General features: G+C 37.8%; 16 protein-coding genes. 11 read left to right on the top strand and 5 right to left on the bottom strand.

Going from position 1 to position 18,924, the window contains the following annotated elements:
• Positions 1-19: 19 nt before the first annotated feature.
• From JEP40_RS03695 to dnaB, 3 genes are read right to left on the bottom strand one after another with little or no spacing between them, the layout of a single operon-like run.
• The gene (locus JEP40_RS03695; protein ID WP_198622513.1) at positions 20-1,216 is read right to left on the bottom strand and encodes an aromatic amino acid transaminase; all 1,197 of its coding nucleotides are present in this window, start codon (positions 1,214-1,216) and stop codon (positions 20-22) included.
• A gap of 53 nt (positions 1,217-1,269) precedes the next feature.
• Entirely contained in the window at positions 1,270-2,361 is a 1,092-nt protein-coding gene (gene alr / locus JEP40_RS03690; RefSeq protein ID WP_198622512.1) for an alanine racemase, read from the bottom strand.
• Between the two features lie 40 nt (positions 2,362-2,401).
• Positions 2,402-3,811 (bottom strand): replicative DNA helicase, encoded by a 1,410-nt coding sequence (gene dnaB / locus JEP40_RS03685; RefSeq protein WP_198622511.1) that lies wholly within the window; start codon positions 3,809-3,811, stop codon positions 2,402-2,404.
• Positions 3,812-4,022: 211 nt separating this feature from the next.
• On the opposite strand from dnaB, the gene JEP40_RS03680 reads away from it, so the two are divergent.
• Positions 4,023-5,006, top strand: a complete 984-nt coding sequence (locus JEP40_RS03680; RefSeq protein ID WP_198622510.1) for a quinone oxidoreductase — start codon at positions 4,023-4,025, stop codon at positions 5,004-5,006.
• A gap of 67 nt (positions 5,007-5,073) precedes the next feature.
• Here the strand turns inward: JEP40_RS03680 and dusA are convergent, their stop codons facing one another.
• A complete protein-coding gene (dusA, locus tag JEP40_RS03675; protein ID WP_198622509.1) occupies positions 5,074-6,108 on the bottom strand; it encodes a tRNA dihydrouridine(20/20a) synthase DusA in 1,035 nt (344 codons plus the stop codon).
• Positions 6,109-6,277: 169 nt separating this feature from the next.
• Between dusA and cbrC the strand changes: the two genes are divergently transcribed.
• Positions 6,278-6,865, top strand: coding sequence for a PF03691 family colicin E2 tolerance protein CbrC (gene cbrC, locus JEP40_RS03670; RefSeq protein WP_198622508.1), 588 nt, complete (start codon positions 6,278-6,280; stop codon positions 6,863-6,865).
• Between the two features lie 159 nt (positions 6,866-7,024).
• Entirely contained in the window at positions 7,025-8,311 is a 1,287-nt protein-coding gene (locus JEP40_RS03665; protein WP_198622507.1) for a S8 family serine peptidase, read from the top strand.
• Positions 8,312-8,378: 67 nt separating this feature from the next.
• On the opposite strand, the gene hypT is transcribed toward JEP40_RS03665, so the two are convergent.
• A complete protein-coding gene (gene hypT / locus JEP40_RS03660; protein WP_198622519.1) occupies positions 8,379-9,287 on the bottom strand; it encodes a hypochlorite stress DNA-binding transcriptional regulator HypT in 909 nt (302 codons plus the stop codon).
• 438 nt (positions 9,288-9,725) lie between these two features.
• Here hypT and JEP40_RS03655 point away from each other — a divergent pair, with 438 nt between their 5' ends.
• The 8 genes from JEP40_RS03655 (at position 9,726) to JEP40_RS03620 (ending at position 18,893) form a co-directional block, all read left to right on the top strand.
• Positions 9,726-10,427: an aspartate/glutamate racemase family protein gene (locus JEP40_RS03655; RefSeq protein WP_198622506.1), complete on the top strand. Its 702-nt coding sequence runs from the start codon at positions 9,726-9,728 to the stop codon at positions 10,425-10,427.
• A gap of 122 nt (positions 10,428-10,549) precedes the next feature.
• Positions 10,550-11,851, top strand: coding sequence for an anaerobic C4-dicarboxylate transporter (locus tag JEP40_RS03650; RefSeq protein ID WP_198622505.1), 1,302 nt, complete (start codon positions 10,550-10,552; stop codon positions 11,849-11,851).
• A 565-nt stretch (positions 11,852-12,416) separates the two neighbouring features.
• Positions 12,417-13,532: a spermidine/putrescine ABC transporter ATP-binding protein PotA gene (gene potA, locus JEP40_RS03645; protein WP_109408434.1), complete on the top strand. Its 1,116-nt coding sequence runs from the start codon at positions 12,417-12,419 to the stop codon at positions 13,530-13,532.
• On the top strand, positions 13,516-14,376 hold the full coding sequence (gene potB, locus JEP40_RS03640; RefSeq protein ID WP_198622504.1) for a spermidine/putrescine ABC transporter permease PotB: 861 nt from the start codon (positions 13,516-13,518) through the stop codon (positions 14,374-14,376). Before potA ends, potB begins: the two co-directional genes overlap by 17 nt.
• Positions 14,373-15,152 (top strand): spermidine/putrescine ABC transporter permease PotC, encoded by a 780-nt coding sequence (potC, locus tag JEP40_RS03635; RefSeq protein ID WP_036934543.1) that lies wholly within the window; start codon positions 14,373-14,375, stop codon positions 15,150-15,152. The genes potB and potC overlap by 4 nt, the downstream gene beginning before the upstream one ends.
• 114 nt (positions 15,153-15,266) lie before the next feature.
• Positions 15,267-16,310, top strand: coding sequence for a spermidine/putrescine ABC transporter substrate-binding protein PotD (gene potD, locus JEP40_RS03630; protein ID WP_075673054.1), 1,044 nt, complete (start codon positions 15,267-15,269; stop codon positions 16,308-16,310).
• A 164-nt stretch (positions 16,311-16,474) separates the two neighbouring features.
• Positions 16,475-17,389: an aromatic amino acid DMT transporter YddG gene (yddG, locus tag JEP40_RS03625; protein WP_198622503.1), complete on the top strand. Its 915-nt coding sequence runs from the start codon at positions 16,475-16,477 to the stop codon at positions 17,387-17,389.
• A 229-nt stretch (positions 17,390-17,618) separates the two neighbouring features.
• Positions 17,619-18,893, top strand: a complete 1,275-nt coding sequence (locus JEP40_RS03620) for a bifunctional O-acetylhomoserine aminocarboxypropyltransferase/cysteine synthase (RefSeq protein WP_198622502.1) — start codon at positions 17,619-17,621, stop codon at positions 18,891-18,893.
• Positions 18,894-18,924: the final 31 nt, after the last annotated feature.

Raw genomic sequence — 18,924 nt, 5'->3', positions numbered from 1 at the left:
ATAAAAAAGTGGGAGTAATTTAAATACTTACAGCCGCAAAAGCTTGGGCAATGCGTTGAACATTACCTGTATTGACGCCAGCCATACAAACACGACCTGTACCAACAAGGTAAATACCAAATTCTTCTCGTAATCTATCAACTTGTGCTTGTGTAAAACCGGTATAACTAAACATGCCACGTTGCGTTAACAAGTGATCAAAGTTCTTTTCAGGTAATGCTACCTTTAAGGCATTTACTAAAGTGACTCTCATCTCTTTAATACGATCACGCATATGTGCTACTTCTTTTTGCCATTGTGCGGTTAGTACTTGGTCTGACAGCACTTTATTGACAATTTGTGCGCCGTAGTTTGCTGGGCTTGAATAGATGCGACGTACACCTGCTTTTAGTTGGCCTAATACATGTTCGCATTCAGTGGCGTTATCACAAACAATGGATAAACCGCCTGCACGCTCACCGTAGATCCCAAAGATTTTTGAAAACGAATTACTGATAAGTATCGGTAATCCTGCTTTTGCCATAGTACGAATAGCATAAGCATCTTCATCTAAATTTTCGGCAAAGCCTTGATAAGCAATATCTAAGAATGGAATTGCTTGGCGAGCTTTTAATACTTCAGTGACTTGATCCCATTGATCTTTAGTCAGATCGGAGCCTGTTGGGTTATGGCAACAAGGATGCATCAATACAATGCTTTTTTCAGGCAGTTTTTTAAAGGAATCTAATAGTGCGTCAAATTTTACGCCCTTGGTTTCTGGATCAAAGTAAGGGTAGTCATTCACTTTGAAACCTGAACCTGCAAAAATAGAACGATGATTATCCCAAGTTGGATCACTTATCCACACTTCTGATCCTGGGAAATAGCGATGCAGAAAATCAGCACCTACTTTTAATGCACCTGATCCACCTAATGTTTGGATTGTGGCAATTTTCTTTTCTGCAATTAGAGGATTATCTGCACCGAAAAGGAGATCTTGAATTTCGCTACGATATGGCGCTAGCCCTTCCATTGGTAAATAAAGTGTTGCGGTGGGTGTCATGGCATTGAGTTGCTGGCGTGCAACTGACACTGTTCCTAAAATAGGGGTCTTGCCTTCTTCATCATAATAAAGACCGATGCTTAAATTAATTTTATCCTGACGCGGGTCTTTGTTATAAACATCCATCAACGAGAGAATGGGATCTCCCGGAAACGCTTCAACCTGTTGAAACACGGCTTTTTCTCCAATCACTTTGAGTGTGTCATAGGGATACAATATCGTGTGTATTATTGTTCGTCTAGGTATTCCATGATGACGCGTGAGGTTAATTTTGTAATCAACTCATAGGCGCTAATACCACTATATTTGGCAATTTCTTCTACGGGCAACACATCTCCCCATAAAATTGCTTCATCACCAACACTATCAATAAGTTCAGTCCCCAAATCGACGCTGATCATATCCATCGAAACACGACCCACAATAGGCACTTTTCGACCATTGATCCACACAGGAGTACCTGACGGCGCACTGCGAGGATAACCATCACCATAACCAATGGCGATAACGCCAAGATAAGTGTCTTTTTCGCTTACCCATGTCCCACCATAACCAACCGGTTCACCAGCTTTATGTTTACGAACGGCGATCAGACTTGTTTTTAGCGTCATCGCAGGGGTTAAACCAAAGTCTTTGCCCGTTCTTTCATCACCAGTAGGAGAAATGCCATAAGTAATAATGCCAGGGCGAACCCACTGATAATGAACTTGGGGCCAAAATAAAATACCAGCAGAAGCTGCGATAGACTTATCACCGGCTTTATTTTGAATAAAATCTTGAAATAGTGAGATTTGTTTTTGTGTTGCTTCAGGAATATCTGGCTCATCAGCGCGACTAAAATGGCTGACAATATTAACAGGTTGTTGGACATTCTTGCAGGCAGAAAGTCGTAGATAAAAGGCTTGTGCATCTTCAGGGCGTATACCTAAACGGTGCATGCCAGTATCGATTTTCATCCATACTTTAACGGGTTCATCTAAATCGGCTTGTTCTAAGGCTTCTAATTGCTCTTGGCTGTGAACAACAGTTTCAATATGGTTGACGACTAAAATAGGTAAATCAGCAATATCAAAAAAGCCTTCTAATAAGAGAATGGGTTTTACAACGCCCCCACTTCGTAAGGTTAATGCTTCACCAATACGTGCAACACCAAAACAATCAGCATTATCCATTAAGGTATACGCTGTTTCTAATAACCCATGACCATAAGCGTTTGCTTTCACGACAGCTATCAGGTGGCTATGTGGGGCATAGTCTCTCACATGCTGAAAATTGTGACGCAGAGCGCGGCGATCTATCACTGCGGTTGCCGCTTTCATATTATTTCAATACTTCCTCTAATTAAATCAAGGTTAGTGTTTATTCATCGTCGTAAGCAGGGCCTGCGTAGTTATCAAAGCGCGACCATTGACCGTTAAAGGTCAATCTGACTGAACCAATAGGACCATTACGCTGCTTACCAATAATTATCTCCGCAACACCTTTTAAATCACTGCTTTCGTGATAAACCTCATCACGATAAATAAACATGATAAGGTCAGCATCTTGCTCAATAGAGCCTGATTCACGTAAGTCAGAGTTGACAGGGCGTTTATCAGCACGTTGTTCCAAACTACGGTTTAACTGTGATAGTGCCACTACGGGTACTTGCAGTTCTTTAGCTAATGCTTTTAATGAACGCGAAATTTCAGCAATTTCTAATGTTCTGTTTTCAGATAATGAAGGTACTCTCATTAGCTGTAAGTAGTCAATCATGATAAGGCTTAAACCACCATGTTCACGATAAATTCGACGAGCACGAGAGCGTACTTCTGTTGGCGTTAAACCCGATGAGTCATCAATATACATATTACGTTTTTCAAGCAAGATACCCATGGTGCTTGAAATACGCGCCCAATCCTCATCATCAAGCTGGCCTGTACGAATTCTTGTCTGATCAACTCGAGATAATGATGCCAACATACGCATCATGATTTGGTTGCCGGGCATCTCTAAACTAAAGATAAGTACGGGTTTTTCTTCTGTCATTGCCGCATTTTCACATAAGTTCATGGCAAATGTGGTTTTCCCCATCGAAGGACGTGCTGCGACAATAATTAAATCTGATTTTTGTAACCCAGCGGTTTTTTTATCAAGATCTTGGTAACCACTGGAAACCCCTGTGACACCATCGTGAGGTTTTTGATAGAGCTGTTCTATTTTTTCAACGGTTTCTTCTAAAATAGCCTCTATCGCTTTCGGGCCTTCATCTTTGTTGGCACGAGTTTCAGCAATTTGGAACACTCTCGATTCGGCAAAATCGAGTAGATCTTCACTTGTGCGTCCTTGAGGATCAAAACCCGCATCAGCGATCTCATTGGCGACTTTTATCATATCGCGAACAACCGCACGTTCTCGGACAATATCCGCATAAGCATTGATGTTCGCCGCACTTGGCGTATTTTTAGAAAGTTCTGCTAAATAAGCAAAACCGCCAACATTGTCTAACTCAGCATTTTGTTCTAATGCTTCTGATAGTGTAATTAGGTCAATAGGCTTACCTAATTCTAGTAAGCGTTGCATTTGCGAGAAAATAGTACGATGAGGTCGGCTATAAAAATCTTCTGCGGTAACCCGTTCCGAAACATTATCCCAACGTTCATTATCTATCATCAGACCGCCTAACACGGACTGCTCTGCTTCCAGCGAATGGGGAGGTAGCTTTAATCCCTCCATTTGTCGGTCTTTAATATCAGACATCAGCTTGTCAGTGGTCTTATTTCTGGCCATAAATCCTGCATAAAATCGAAAAAGTGTCAGTCAGTGTATTAGAGCGAATTGATCTTTTCTGCTTATTTTTACAATAAGAAAAGATCAATTCGCTCTAGTATACGCTAACCCAATTATCTGTGCCTTGTAGAAATAGCTATCCTTTGTCATTATCTCCTAAGGTCTTTTTACGCTCGCTTATTTAACCTCTCACTCTACAAAGGAGATAGTAATGGCTAAACGTATTCAATTTGCGGCTCATGGCAGTGCTGACGTTCTTGAGTTAGCAACATTTACACCGGCTCCTCTTGGTGATAATGAAGTTCAAGTTGCCAATAAGGCAATTGGTATTAACTATATTGATACTTATGTGCGTAGCGGATTATATCCTGTAAGCCAATTCCCAAGCGGATTAGGCACTGAAGCTGCTGGTATTGTTATCAAAACAGGCGCTAAAGTGACTTCACTAAAAGAAGGGGACAGAGTTGTATATGCGCAATCTCCGTTAGGGGCTTATAGCGATACGCATAATGTACCAGAAAATAAAGTGGCGCGTCTGCCTGATAATATCTCTTTTGAACAAGCTGCCGCCTCTTTTTTAAAAGGATTAACGGTTTATTATTTGTTCAATGAAACCTATAAATTACAAGCAGGCGAAACCTTTTTATTCCACGCAGCTGCTGGTGGTGTTGGTTTAATTGCAAGCCAATGGGCGAAAGCCATTAATGCAAAAATGATAGGTACAGCAGGCAGTGATGCAAAAGTTGCTAAAGCAAAAGCTGCAGGTGTATGGGAAGTGATTAATTACCAAACAGAATCAATAGTTGAGCGTGTATTAGCGCTGACTAATAATCAAAAAGTGTCTGTTGTTTATGATTCTGTCGGTAAAGCAACTTGGTTAGATTCATTAGACTGCTTACAACGTCGTGGCTTAATGGTGAGTTTTGGTAATGCATCTGGTGCAGTCACTGGTGTTGATTTAGGTATTCTTAATAAAAAAGGTTCTCTGTATGTGACGCGCCCGTCCATTTCGGGTTATATCACAACACGTGAAGAGCTAGACGCTGCGAGTGAAGCGCTATTTGCGTTAATTGGAAGCGGTAAAATTGATGTCAGTGTGCCAGATAATCAGAAATTTGCGTTAGCAGATGCAAAAGAAGCGCATCGTTATCTTGAAAGCCGACAATCTCAAGGATCAAGCTTACTTATTCCTTAATTATTGTTTGTAAGATTTAAAACCTGTTTAAAATAAATTAGACAGGTTTTAAATATTTATTTCTTAATTATTTTTCAGTCACAAATTTAAGCGCATTTTCTAGAACGGTTAGATCAGCACCTTGCTTATGGGCATTTTCACTTAAATGACGACGCCATTGTCTAGCGCCCGGAATACCTTGGAAAATTCCTAACATATGACGAGTCACATGACCTAAATAAGTGCCTTGTGAGAGCTCTTTTTCAATATAAGGATACATTGCTCTTACGGCAGCGACGGTATCAGCAATAGGTAATTGATTATCAAAAAGTTCATGATCAACATGCGCTAGAATTGACGGGTTTTGATAAGCCTCGCGACCAACCATAACACCATCCATATGTTTTAAGTGTTCCTTTGCTTCTTCTAGTGATTTAATCCCACCATTAATCGCCATGGTGAGATGTGAAAAATCACGTTTTAACTGATAAACACGAGGATAATCTAAAGGTGGAACCTCACGGTTCTCTTTTGGACTTAAACCCGATAGCCATGCTTTACGAGCATGAATAATAAAAGTATCGCAATTATTATCGCGACTAACGGTATCAATAAAATCACATAAAAATTCGTAGCTATCTTGGTCATCGATCCCAATGCGTGTTTTTACTGTGACAGGAATATCAACCACATCGCGCATGGCTTTCACACAATCAGCGACGAGTTGGGCATCTCCCATTAAACAAGCACCAAAGCGCCCATTTTGAACGCGATCTGAAGGACAACCTACATTTAAATTAATTTCATCGTAGCCACGTTCTTGTGCTAATTTTGCACATTGAGCTAAAGCTTGAGGATCGCTTCCGCCCAATTGTAATGAAACAGGGTGTTCTTCTTCACTGTATTTTAGGTAATCACCTTTACCATGAATGATGGCACCAGTTGTGACCATCTCAGTATAAAGTAACGTATTTTTACTTAATTGACGAAAGAAATAACGGCAATGACGATCAGTCCAGTCGAGCATCGGTGCAACAGAAAAACGATTCAAATTATAATTTTTTGAATGGATATTAATATTATGATTTTCTGTTAATTTATTGAATTCTGTATTTTCTGACATGCTGTAATTCTTTCATCTATTTAGGCGTTGATTATCTCTAATTTATAAAGGAGATAAAATGAGTGCATATTATAACATAGAGAATCGCTTATACATGATGGATCTGATGTTAGAATTATTTTACGTAGCTGAAGACAAGTGATAAGAAACCATAAAATAGGAAGACTTAATGTCAACAGAAAAAAAAGCATTACCTTATTTTAAATATCATCCTGAACCGGTAAAAACAGGTGCTTTTATTACAGGTGATACCGTTATATGTGATTGTTGTGGGAAGGAAACCGATATTTACTACGAAGGGCCTTTTTTTAGTGTTGATGATATTGAAGCGCTTTGCCCTTGGTGTATCGCAGATGGTTCTGCCAGTGAGAAATTTGAAGGTGATTTTCAAGATCTCTCTTCTGTTGAAGGGACATTATCAACCTATGATAGTAATGGTGAATATTCAGGTTATCAGTCAGGTGTACCTAAAGAAAACCTTGAAGAATTGATCCGCAGAACGCCGGGATATCAAGGATGGCAACAAGAACATTGGCTTACTCACTGTGGCGATCTTTGTGCATTTGTTGGCTATGTTGGATGGGAAAATATTGCTAATAAATTAGATGAATTTGTTTCTTTGGAAGTGGACATTGGTGAGGTAGGTATGAATATGAATGATTTACCTAATAATTTAACTAATGAAGGCCATTGCCAAGGTTATTTATTTAAATGTTGCGGTTGTGGAAAGTTACGCCTACATATTGACTTTAGTTAATAAACATTATTCAAATAATATTAAGTCTATTCTAGAATATAGGCTTGATATTATTTTTTTATAAAACGACCTATTTATATTATCTCTATTAAAAATGGAAATAGTCACTGCTCAATTATTTACGATATAAATCAAAAAATAAAAAGAGGAGCATTGAATATGAACATTAAAAGAAAGATCCTTATAAAATTAAAAAATTTTGATTATGATAATAAAAATCCGTCATTTCCTATTCTCCACGAAGTGCATCGTTCTTTTTTATCTAATATATCTTTAGTACCTGTTATTTCTTCTGACCATCAATTACCTCCTAAAAATAATATTAATTCTATTTCAATAAACTTTAACGACTTAAATAAATATTATTACCTTAATTTACCAGATAATAATCAATATTCATTAGAGAATGTTATTACAATATTAAAACAGTATCCTGATATTGAATATGCGCAAACTGTACCGATACAACCCATTGAACCTCCTAATATTACACCTGATTTTACTCAGTATCAGCAATATTTAGATGCTCCAGAAAAAACAGCCAATATTAATAAAATTATAGGATTGGGGATTTTGGGCGCTTGGAAACAAGAAGCATATGGTCAAGGTATTCAAGTTGCCGATATTGAATGGGATTTCAATCTATCTCACCATGATTTATCAACAGATAACATTACACCATTACTTCCTTTTAATGAAAAAACGAGCCAGGCAGATCACGGTACTGCAGTTGCAGGATTAATTATGGGAAAAAAAGATGGTAAAGGGATCACTGGTCTCGCGTATAAACTCGATATGTTTTATGCCATCTCTGAATTAACCTGTGGTCGTATTGATGCGATTATTGCGAGTAAACGTATATTGCATGCGGGCGATATTGTTTTATATGAAATGCAAACCATCTGTGAGCACCAAGCTTATGTTCCCGCTGACTATGAAATGCATATCTGGGAAGCGACACGTGCACTAACAGATGCAGGTATTATTGTAATTATGGCGGCTGGTAATGGTGGTGTTGATCTTGATTTACCTGCTTATGAAAGTTACCGCCAACGCCATGACAACAATTCGATACGTGTTGGTGCTGGTTCGCCTTATACATTAAATCGCCTACCTTTTTCAACGCATGGTTCACCCATTCATGTACAAGCATGGGGCGAAGATGTTGCAACAGCAGGTTATGGTGATCTCTTTCGAAGTGATGACAATCATACTTATACAGCCAGTTTTAGTGGAACTTCGTCCGCCAGTGCATTAGTGGCGGGGGCGGCCGCCATGATCCAATCTTGGTATAAAAGCAATACAAATAGAGTATTAACACCAGTACAAATGCGTGATTTATTAATTAGAACAGGCACTTTTCCATTATCAAATGACAAAATTGGTCCATTACCCAATGTGAATAATGCGATTTTATATTTAAAGAAACAAATAAAATATAACTAGGATCATCCATTGATGTATAAACACCTGCTAAAAATGAGCAGGTGTTTTTTATCAGTATTGTTTTCTTCTATGCCAAAATTAAATGACTAGAAATATTTTTTTTTAGTATTTGCCAAAAATTCTCAGCGGTTTTATTTAACCGTGTATCCATACGATAGATATAAGCTTCTATCGGAATTGTCAATTCAGGTGTATTAAGGCGTACTAGTTTATTTTCTTTTAGTTCATTAACAATAGAATAAATAGGAAGCCAAGCAATACCATGTCCGTTTAATGTCATATTTTTTAATAATTCACTCATAGAAGACATAAAGAGTGTGCGTGTGGTTATTTCACCTACCTCACGTAAGCGTTTATTAACTAAACGGCCCATATAAGATGCATCAGTATAATTAAGTAAAGGAACTTGAGGTTGGTTGATATCATACATCGCTTTACCCTCTGGGGTTGTTGCACAAACAGGATACATTTCTGACTCAAATATTTTTAAGCAACAGAACGGGGGTTGCATTAAGTCTTCATCATAAAAAGAGATGATAAAATCACTTCGACCTTCACGCAGTGCATTGACAACTTGCACCACATCAATCGCTTCAACATGATAAACAAATTCCTCACTACACTGAGAAAGAGAGTGGATTAGTTTAGGAAGCAGGGTGAGCGATAATGAATGAGCGGCAGCAATATTAATGTTAGGAATGCTCAAAATATTATAGCCTGACAATTCACTAAGATTACATTCAAGTTGCTGTAATAAGCTACGAGCTTGCGAATGAAAGAGCTTACCTTCTTCAGTCAGTTGGAGTGGTAACGTTGTTCTATCAAACAGTGCAACACCAATTGCGAACTCTAATGCTTGTATTCGGCGACTAAAGGCAGGTTGTGAAATATTACGTTGTTCAGCTGCATGTGAAAAATGGCGACACGCCTCTAGCGTTAAAAAATCATAAAGCCATTTCGTTTCTATATTTTTCATCATTACACTTACCCCTTTATTTATTCTTAAGGATTTATTTCGCTATTTTGGTTTAATTTTTATATTTATCGTTAAATATTAGTTATAAAAATTACCTTATTATGTTTTTTCTTAATTCGTATTATGCATCGTGGTGTCATTTTAGTTATTAAGCAATGTGAAATTTAAATACTAATCTTAATAAAATAGTAGACGGCAGTAGTTATCTTATTGCTAACGCTAACATTTATATATTAAAGATAGCAATGTTGATTTAATTCTTAATGCATAATCTGCATTGCGCCATACATACTTGCATTTCTCTTTTACACCAAAATAAGTTTATATAATAAATATATTATTTTTATAGAAGTTATTAACAGTAAAATTTTTTATTTTCTTTTTAGAAAATGATTAATGATTTTTATCATGTCGTTTATAACGTAAGAGAGATTTGTTATGAAAGGATTAATTGGTGTTCTTGGTGGTATGGGGCCAGCGGCAACAGTAGATTTATTTAATAAATTTATTACCTTTACATCGGCAAATAGTGATCAAGAACATGTTCCATTAATTATCTCTTCTATACCTGATATTCCTGATAGAACTCAGGCATTAATGCAAGGCGGTGTATCGCCTCTACCTTTAATGCAAGATTACTTAGACATACTAGAAAATGCAGGTGCTGAATGTATTATTATTCCTTGTAATACAGCGCATTATTGGTTTTCTGAATTAAAAAAAAGTTGTCATGTGGAAATGCTCAGTATTATTGATTCGACAATGAAGGAAGTGCTTGATAGTGGGAAAGTGAATGTTGGGTTGCTCGCAACTAATGCAACGGTTTATATGGGACTGTATCAACAAAAAATAGAAAGTGAAGGTTTAAATTGTATTACACCGAATAAAGAACAACAGCGAAAAGTAATGGAAAGTATTTATTTATTAAAATCAGGAGAAATAGAAAATGCTGAGAAATTAATGAAGGAAATTGCTCAATGTCTTTTTGAGCAGGGCGCTGAAGTGATTGTTTTAGGATGTACTGAAGTTCCTATTATTTTACAAAATGAAATTAAAAATAAGAAAAATAAATATATTGATTCAACCAGTGCATTAGTGAAGGCGGCGATACATTGGTATCAAAAAAGATCCCATCAGTAAGTTCTAATGAATAATAAGTAAATTACAGCCAATCTTTATTTATAAAAAGTAATACAGACAATTTTAATCATATTTAAAAACTTTATTTATTAAATTAATCTAAATATCTATTGGAGCCAATTATGATTTGGTTAGAGATCCTCGTGGTATTAGGTGCCATATTCTTCGGAATTAGAATGGGAGGAATAGGTATCGGTTTATGTGGTGGGTTAGGGTTGGTTATTTTAACCGTCGGACTCGGTTTACCGATAGGTTCTCCCCCTGTTGATGTCATTTTAATTATTATGACTGTTGTTGTTGCGGCGTCTGCATTACAAGCCTCGGGAGGTATGGACTATTTAGTTCGCCTTGCGGGTAAGTTGATGCGTAAGAATCCTAAATACATCAATATTATTGCGCCAATGATCACATGGACAATGACTATTCTTGCAGGAACCGGGTTTATTGTTTTCTCAACATTGCCCGTTATTGCTGAAATAGCAAAAGATTCTGGTGTTCGTCCTTCTCGTACATTAGCGGGATCCGTTGTTGCCTCGCAAGTCGCCATTTCTGGCTCACCTATTAGCGCTGCTATGGCCGCTATGTTAGCAATTATGGAATTCAATGGCGTATCCTTTATTACTGTTATGGCAGTATGCTTGCCGGCTTCTTTTGTTGCAGCCATGACGGCAGCTTTTATTGCGTCTCGCCAAGGTTGTGAATTAAAAGATGACGAAGTTTATTTAGCGCGTTTAAAAGCCGGTTTAGTTAAAAAGTACGAAGAGAAAAAAAGTAATGACACCGTATGGTCTAAATTTTCTGTCGTGTTATTTCTATTTGCGACAGTTGCCGTGGTTATTCTTGCAGCCTTTCCTACATTACGTCCAGGGTTTGATTTGGGTAAAACAATGGGAACACGAGATATCATCATCATTTGTATGCTAAGTGCTGCGTGCTTGATGGTTATTTTTTGTAAAACATCTCCTGATGCAATAGTCATGACATCGACGTTCCGATCAGGTATGAGTTCGCTTGCTGTTATTTTAGGGATAGTAACATTAGGTACAACTTTTGTTGATTTCCATTTAGAGGAAATTAAGGCGGTCGCGGGAGATATTTTAGCGGCTTATCCTATTTTGTTAGCTGCGGTTCTTTTCTTCACCTGCGCATTACTTTACTCACAAGGTGCGACAACACCTTTAATTATTCCATTAGCCATTGCACTTGATGTGCCTACATGGGCAATTCTGGCCTCTTTTGTTGCAGTTACAGGGGTCTTTGTATTACCGACATATCCGACTTCACTTGCGGCAATTGAATTTGACTCAACAGGCTCAACGCGAGTGGGTAAATATATTCTAAACCACCCCTTTATGTTGCCAGGATTAGGCGGAATTATTGCCGGAGTGCTATTTGGCTTTATCGTAGCACCCATGATTGTTTAATTAATCAGAAGTGAAAAACAAAACGGTATAAATATTAATTATTTGAGAAAAAAGCGTTATTAAATAATGTTGTTTTTAAACCCCTAGAATCAACTTATTGATAAAACGCGAGTTAAATTACCTGCCAGAGTAATAGAAAGTGTTGTTTAAAATATTCTCCTCAATCATAACGGATTTATGATTGAGGATTTTTTTGTATTGCTATACGTTTTTATAGAAAAAGGGGACGATTAGGCAATTTATAATGGTAAAATTATTTAATCATAAAATTAATAGATTTTTCATATTTATATGAATAAGTAGCATTCTGATTTTATTATCTTTTTACTAGAAAATAAAAAAGCCTGATTTATGAGGAAAAACTTAAATATGAATAGTTTTTCACTATTTATGCGCCTTTTTGCTTTCAATTTCACGCCACTGCGTTTATCATTTTCCGCTTGTACTATACATACGGCGTCGCTGGTTTTGGGCTTCTGTGGAGCATAATGCTCCGGCAGCTCACACAGTCTTTTCCAGTGGCGGTTCTATCTGCATTATTCTTCGGGATAGAGTATTACCTTAAATGACTGAGAAAACATCTCTGACACCAGTTGTCGAATTAAAATCCTTAAGTAAAGGTTTCGACGGAAAACAAATTATTTCCCGCCTCGATCTCACTATAAACCATGGCGAGTTTTTAACCATCCTTGGTCCTTCGGGCTGTGGTAAGACGACGGTTTTGCGTTTAATTGCGGGTTTAGAAGACGTTGACGATGGGCAAATAATCCTTGATGGGCAAGATATTACGGATATCCCAGCAGAACAACGTTTTGTAAATACGGTTTTCCAAAGTTACGCACTTTTCCCTCATATGACTGTTTTTGAAAACGTCGCATTTGGTCTTCGCATGCAAAAAACGCCTGCTGAAGAGATTAATGTTCGCGTTGAAGAAGCCTTGCGTATGGTGCAACTTGAAGATTTCGCCCAACGCCGTCCTGCACACCTTTCTGGTGGACAACAACAACGTGTTGCGATTGCGCGTGCTGTTGTGAATAAACCAAAGGTACTGTTGCTTGATGAATCATTATCTGCACTGGATTACAAATTACGTAAACAGATGCAAAATGAATTAAAAGCCTTACAACGTAAATTAGGAATAACCTTTATTTTCGTAACTCATGACCAAGAAGAGGCGCTGACCATGTCAGACCGAATTGTGGTGATGCGTGAAGGGCGTATTGAGCAAGATGGGACACCGCGAGAAATTTATGAAGAGCCAACAAACCTGTTTGTTGCGCAATTTATAGGTGAAATTAATATCTTTGATGCACGTGTTCTACATCGTATTGATGAGGCGCGTATTCGTGCTGATGTTGAAGGCCATGAATGTGATATTTATACCTCATTGCCTGTAACTCAAAATCAGCAACTCAAAGTATTGCTTCGGCCTGAAGATCTTCGTGTTGAAGAAATTCATGATCTTGAAAACCTTCCCGGTCTAATTGGTTATGTTCGTGAACGTAACTACAAAGGCATGACGCTAGATTCTGTTGTTGAAATGGAAAATGGCAAGGTGGTGATGGTCAGTGAGTTCTTTAATGAAGATGATCCAGATGTTGATCACTCGTTAGACCAAAAAATTGCAGTAACTTGGGTTGAAAGCTGGGAGGTCGTGCTGGCAGATGAAGAAAACACGTAAACTATTTCAAAACATCGTTATTACTGGTGTTGTGGGTTGGTTGATGGTGTTCGTCTTCTTGCCGAATATCATGATCATTGCGACCAGTTTTTTAACGCGTGATGATGCCAATCTTGTCGAGATGGTCTTTACACTCGATAACTACTATCGCTTATTTGATCCTATGTATGCAGAAGTATTATTGCATTCAATCAATATGGCGGTGGTAGCAACATTAGCTTGTTTATTATTAGGTTATCCTTTTGCTTATTTCCTTGCAAAAATGCCTAAGAAAATACAGCCACTAATGTTGTTTTTATTGATTGTGCCTTTTTGGACAAACTCGCTTATTCGTATTTATGGATTAAAGATATTCCTAAGCACTAAAGGTTATTTTAACGAATTTCTGTTGTGGATAGGACTTATTGAGAAACCACTCAGGATCATTTATACCCCTGAAGCAGTTGTACTAGGACTGGTTTATATTTTATTACCTTTTATGGTACTACCGTTATATTCCAGCATTGAAAAGTTAGATAAACCTTGTTTAGAAGCTGCGCGCGATTTGGGTGCTAATAAATTTCAGACCTTTATTCGTATTATTATACCATTAACGATGCCAGGCATTATTGCGGGTTGTTTACTCGTAATGTTACCTGCCATGGGCTTATTCTTTGTTGCTGATTTAATGGGTGGGGCGAAGAATTTATTAATTGGTAACGTAATAAAAAGCCAATTCTTAAATATTCGTGACTGGCCTTTCGGTGCGGCAACCAGTATTTGCTTAACATTGGTGATGGGATTAATGCTGTTTGTGTATTATCGAGCCGTGAAGCTACTGCATAAGAAGGTAGAAATAGAATGATAGGACGGTTATTGCGTGGTGGATTTATGTCCATTATTTACGCGTATCTTTATATCCCGATTATCATTCTGATAGTTAATTCTTTTAACTCATCGCGTTTCGGGATTAATTGGAAAGGATTTACCACAGATTGGTACGCCATTTTATTTAATAATGACAGCCTGCTTCAAGCTGCTGGGCATTCATTAACAATGGCGGTCACTTCTGCGACATTTGCCACATTGATTGGCTCATTAGCAGCGGTTGCACTCTATCGCTACCGTTTTCGTGGCAAAAAATTTGTCGGTGGTATGTTGTTTGTTGTCATGATGTCACCTGATATTGTAATGGCAATTTCATTACTTGTGCTGTTTATGATCCTAGGTGTTTCATTGGGATTTTGGTCGCTTTTATTTTCACATATTACATTTTGTCTACCTTTTGTTGTGGTAACGGTGTACTCAAGATTAAGTGGATTTGATGTAAAAATGTTGGAGGCTGCCAAAGATTTAGGCGCGGGTGAATTTACTATTTTACGTAAAATCATTATGCCATTAGCTATGCCAGCAGTAGCTTCAGGTTGGTTATTAAGCTTTACGTTATCCATGGATGACGTGGTGGTTTCTTCTTTTGTGACGGGACCAAGCTATGAGATTTTGCCATTGAAAATATACTCAATGGTGAAAGTAGGGGTTTCACCTGAGGTGAATGCGCTTGCAACCATCCTTTTAGGTCTATCCTTAGTATTAGTGTTAATTAGTCAGTTGATCTTAAGGGACCGAACTGGCAAAGCGTAATGACATGTATTAGTGCGAATTTCTCGCACTTTTTGGGGTCTTGATGACCAATCTGTTGGAGGTAGGCTAGTAGCCTATTTGATATTAACGCATCAACCACTGAAGGAAACATAAATGAAAAAGTGGTCCTCTGTACTTGCTGCCAGCGTAATGGCATTAAGTATCGGCACAGCATCGGCTGATGATGGTAAGACATTATATTTCTACAACTGGACGGAGTATGTGCCGCCTGGTTTGCTTGAACAGTTTACGAAAGAAACTGGGATTAAGGTGATTTATTCCACCTATGAATCCAATGAAAGCATGTATACCAAGTTAAAGACCTATAAAGAAGGTGCTTATGATTTGGTGGTTCCTTCCACTTATTTTATTTCTAAAATGAGCCACGAAGGAATGCTGCAAAAAATTGATAAATCAAAATTAACGCATTTTGATAATCTCGATCCTAGCTTATTACATAAGTCATTCGACCCAGAAAATGATTATTCCATCCCTTATATTTGGGGGGCGACCGCTATTGGTATTAATAGTGATGAAGTTGATGTGAGTAGCATTACTTCATGGGCAGATTTATGGAAACCTGAATATAAAGATAGCCTATTATTAACTGATGATGCTCGTGAAGTTTTCCAAATGGCATTATTAAAACTAGGTTATTCTGGTAACACGACTGACCCTAAAGAGATAGAGGAAGCGTACAAAGAGCTACAAAAGCTGATGCCAAATGTATTAGCATTTAATTCAGATAATCCTGCTAACCCTTATATGCAAGGGGAAGTTAATTTAGGAATGATTTGGAATGGCTCTGCATTTATAGCCCGTGATGCTGGCGCACCGATTGAAATGGTGTGGCCAAAAGAGGGCGGTATTTTCTGGATGGATAGCTTAGCTATTCCTGCTAATGCTAAGAATGTCGAAGGTGCTCATAAGCTTATCGATTTCTTATTACGCCCAGAAATAGCAGCAAAAGTTGCAGAGAATATTGGTTATCCTACGCCAAACCTAGCCGCACAAAAATTACTGCCAAATGTGATCACTAAAGATAATTCTCTTTATCCAACAGAAGAGATTATTAACAAAGGTGAATGGCAAAATGATGTGGGTGATGCAACTGTATTATACGAAAGCTATTACCAAAAATTAAAAGCTGGACGCTAATCACGTTTGAGTATAGTTCTGAGCCACCTTTTTTAAGGTGGCTTTTTTTATAGTGAAAAAAGCTTATTTTTATTTAAGGATATAAGTTGAATTTATTTGTTGAAAGCGTAAAGGTAATTAAAACTTTTTATTAGTGAGTTAATAAACTTAATTGAAGGCACAAAATGATATCTAGCTCATCAAAAGGGACGTTATATGGCATCGTTGCTATCTTTCTTTGGAGCACTATTGTTGGTTTAATTCGTAATATCAGTGAGTATTTTGGTCCTGTAGGTGGTGCAGCACTGATTTATACCACTGGAACACTGTTTCTTGTCTTGATCTTAGGTATACCAAAACTATCACTTTTTCCTAAACGCTATCTTTTTTGGGGAGCGCTATTATTTGTCACTTATGAAGTGTGTTTATCCTTGGCATTAGGATTTGCAACAGATAGAACACAAGCTATAGAGCTAGGAATGGTGAATTATTTATGGCCTAGTTTTACCTTAGCACTTGCTGTAATACTCAACAAACAGCGATTCTCTATTTTATTGATCATAGGATTATTATGTTCATTTAGTGGATTAGTTTGGGTTGTTAGTGGGGATAATCCTCTAACTATTGAAGGACTGTGGCAAAATATCCAAAGCAATCCATTAAGCTATATATTGGCGTTCTCAGGTGCTATTTTATGGGCGTTTTATAGCAATTTAACTCGCCTTATTTCCGGTGGGAATAATGGTATTGTGCCTTTTTTCTTATTAACGTCACTTGCGTTATGGGGGCAATACCTATTTTCAACGCCAGTTGAATGGATTATTAATACTAAAAGTATCACGCTTTTGTTAATCACGGGTGCGGCAATTGGGCTTGCTAATGCCGCATGGACAATCGGTATGATCAGAGGCAATGTAACCTTATTAGCCACTCTTTCCTATTTTACGCCTGTTATTTCTACTGCATTTTCATCAATATTATTGTCTACTGCACTCTCTTTCTCATTTTGGCAGGGGGTAATGATGGTGACTGGTGGCTCTTTAATTTGCTGGTTAGCGACTCGTCAAAAAAAGATAAAAGTACTTAAAGCGATAAAATAGTAAGAAAAAGAAGATCCTTAACTCAAATATGACAGTAAAAAGCGGTGTTTTACATTATTGGCGGTATGGTAATTTGGTCGTATTAATCTAAGTTGAAATTATTTCACTATACGACAGAGGCGATATGCGCTTATTTATATGACTTATATACTAAGAATGCTTACTTTGATTTAAGTTATTTAAAATATAAGTCTTACGATAAGAACAAATGCAACAAAAAGGGATTGCTATGAAACTTGAGACACTTTCTGTTCACGCCGGTTATTCACCTGATCCAACCACAAAAGCAGTAGCTGTACCTATTTACCAAACTACATCTTATGCATTCGATGACACGCAACATGGTGCAGATCTCTTCGACTTAAAAGTACCTGGTAATATCTATACTCGTATAATGAACCCAACTAATGACGTATTAGAAAAACGTGTTGCAGCATTAGAAGGCGGAATTGCGGCTGTTGCTGTAGCATCGGGTATGGCAGCTATTACTTACGCTATTCAAACCATTGCTCAAGTGGGTGACAATATTGTTTCTGTCGCTAAGCTTTATGGTGGTACTTATAATTTAATGGCGCACACTTTCCCTCGTATTGGCATTGAGGCGCGCTTTGCTCCCCATGACGATATTGCCGCGTTAGAAGCATTAATTGACGATAAAACAAAAGCGGTATTTTGTGAAACTATCACAAATCCAAGCGGAAATGTTGTAGATATTCAAGCATTGGCTGATGTTGCTCACCGCCATGGTGTACCTTTAATTGTTGATAATACGGTAGCAACACCTTACTTGTGCCGTCCTTTTGAACATGGCGCGGATATTATTATTCACTCGTTAACCAAATATATTGGCGGTCACGGTAATTCAATTGGTGGTATTGTTGTTGATTCAGGTAAATTCCCTTGGGCAGAACATAAAGCACGTTTTGAAATATTAAATACGCCAGATATTTCTTATCACGGGGTAAATTATGTTGAGCATTTTGGTGCTGCTGCCTATATAGCCCGTTGTCGTGTTGCTCCTTTGCGTGGAACAGGTGCGGCATTGTCACCCTTTAATGCATTCTTGATCCTACAAGGCTTAGAAACGCTGGCACTACGTATGGATCGCCACACTGAAAATGCACAAAAGGTGGCAGAATATCTGCAAAATCACCCTCAAGTGGTATGGGTTAAATACGCAGGTTTAAGTAATCATCCTGAACATGATTTAGCGGTACGTTATATGTCGGGTAAACCAGCAGGTATTCTCTCTTTTGGGATCAAAGGTGGTGCAGAAGCAGGCGCTAGATTTATTGATGCATTACAACTAATTGTTCGCCTTGTAAATATTGGTGATGCAAAATCATTAGCATGTCATCCAGCATCAACCACTCACCGCCAATTAAACGATGAAGAATTAGAACGTGCAGGTGTTTCACGAGATTTGATTCGTTTATCCATTGGTATTGAACATATTGACGATATTCTTGCAGATTTAGAACAGGCATTAAAAGCCAGTGTTTAATTGATTTTTATTAATAAGAAACCACTGTTAA

The sequence above is a fragment of the Proteus vulgaris genome (assembly GCF_016239305.1).
Taxonomy (GTDB): Bacteria; Pseudomonadota; Gammaproteobacteria; order Enterobacterales; family Enterobacteriaceae; genus Proteus; species Proteus vulgaris_C.
The sequence above is the reverse complement of the archived record's forward strand: the minus strand, read 5'-3'. Positions and strand labels throughout refer to the sequence as shown.

Excerpts from the sequence above, each read along its gene's own strand:
- alr (WP_198622512.1), bottom strand. The coding sequence starts at position 2,361 with ATGAAAGCGGCAACCGCAGTGATAGATCGCCGCGCTCTGCGTCACAAT.
- dnaB (WP_198622511.1), bottom strand. The coding sequence starts at position 3,811 with ATGGCCAGAAATAAGACCACTGACAAGCTGATGTCTGATATTAAAGAC.
- JEP40_RS03680 (WP_198622510.1), top strand. The coding sequence starts at position 4,023 with ATGGCTAAACGTATTCAATTTGCGGCTCATGGCAGTGCTGACGTTCTT.
- dusA (WP_198622509.1), bottom strand. The coding sequence starts at position 6,108 with ATGTCAGAAAATACAGAATTCAATAAATTAACAGAAAATCATAATATT.
- cbrC (WP_198622508.1), top strand. The coding sequence starts at position 6,278 with ATGTCAACAGAAAAAAAAGCATTACCTTATTTTAAATATCATCCTGAA.
- JEP40_RS03665 (WP_198622507.1), top strand. The coding sequence starts at position 7,025 with ATGAACATTAAAAGAAAGATCCTTATAAAATTAAAAAATTTTGATTAT.
- hypT (WP_198622519.1), bottom strand. The coding sequence starts at position 9,287 with ATGAAAAATATAGAAACGAAATGGCTTTATGATTTTTTAACGCTAGAG.
- JEP40_RS03655 (WP_198622506.1), top strand. The coding sequence starts at position 9,726 with ATGAAAGGATTAATTGGTGTTCTTGGTGGTATGGGGCCAGCGGCAACA.
- JEP40_RS03650 (WP_198622505.1), top strand. The coding sequence starts at position 10,550 with ATGATTTGGTTAGAGATCCTCGTGGTATTAGGTGCCATATTCTTCGGA.
- potA (WP_109408434.1), top strand. The coding sequence starts at position 12,417 with ATGACTGAGAAAACATCTCTGACACCAGTTGTCGAATTAAAATCCTTA.
- potB (WP_198622504.1), top strand. The coding sequence starts at position 13,516 with ATGAAGAAAACACGTAAACTATTTCAAAACATCGTTATTACTGGTGTT.
- potC (WP_036934543.1), top strand. The coding sequence starts at position 14,373 with ATGATAGGACGGTTATTGCGTGGTGGATTTATGTCCATTATTTACGCG.
- potD (WP_075673054.1), top strand. The coding sequence starts at position 15,267 with ATGAAAAAGTGGTCCTCTGTACTTGCTGCCAGCGTAATGGCATTAAGT.
- yddG (WP_198622503.1), top strand. The coding sequence starts at position 16,475 with ATGATATCTAGCTCATCAAAAGGGACGTTATATGGCATCGTTGCTATC.
- JEP40_RS03620 (WP_198622502.1), top strand. The coding sequence starts at position 17,619 with ATGAAACTTGAGACACTTTCTGTTCACGCCGGTTATTCACCTGATCCA.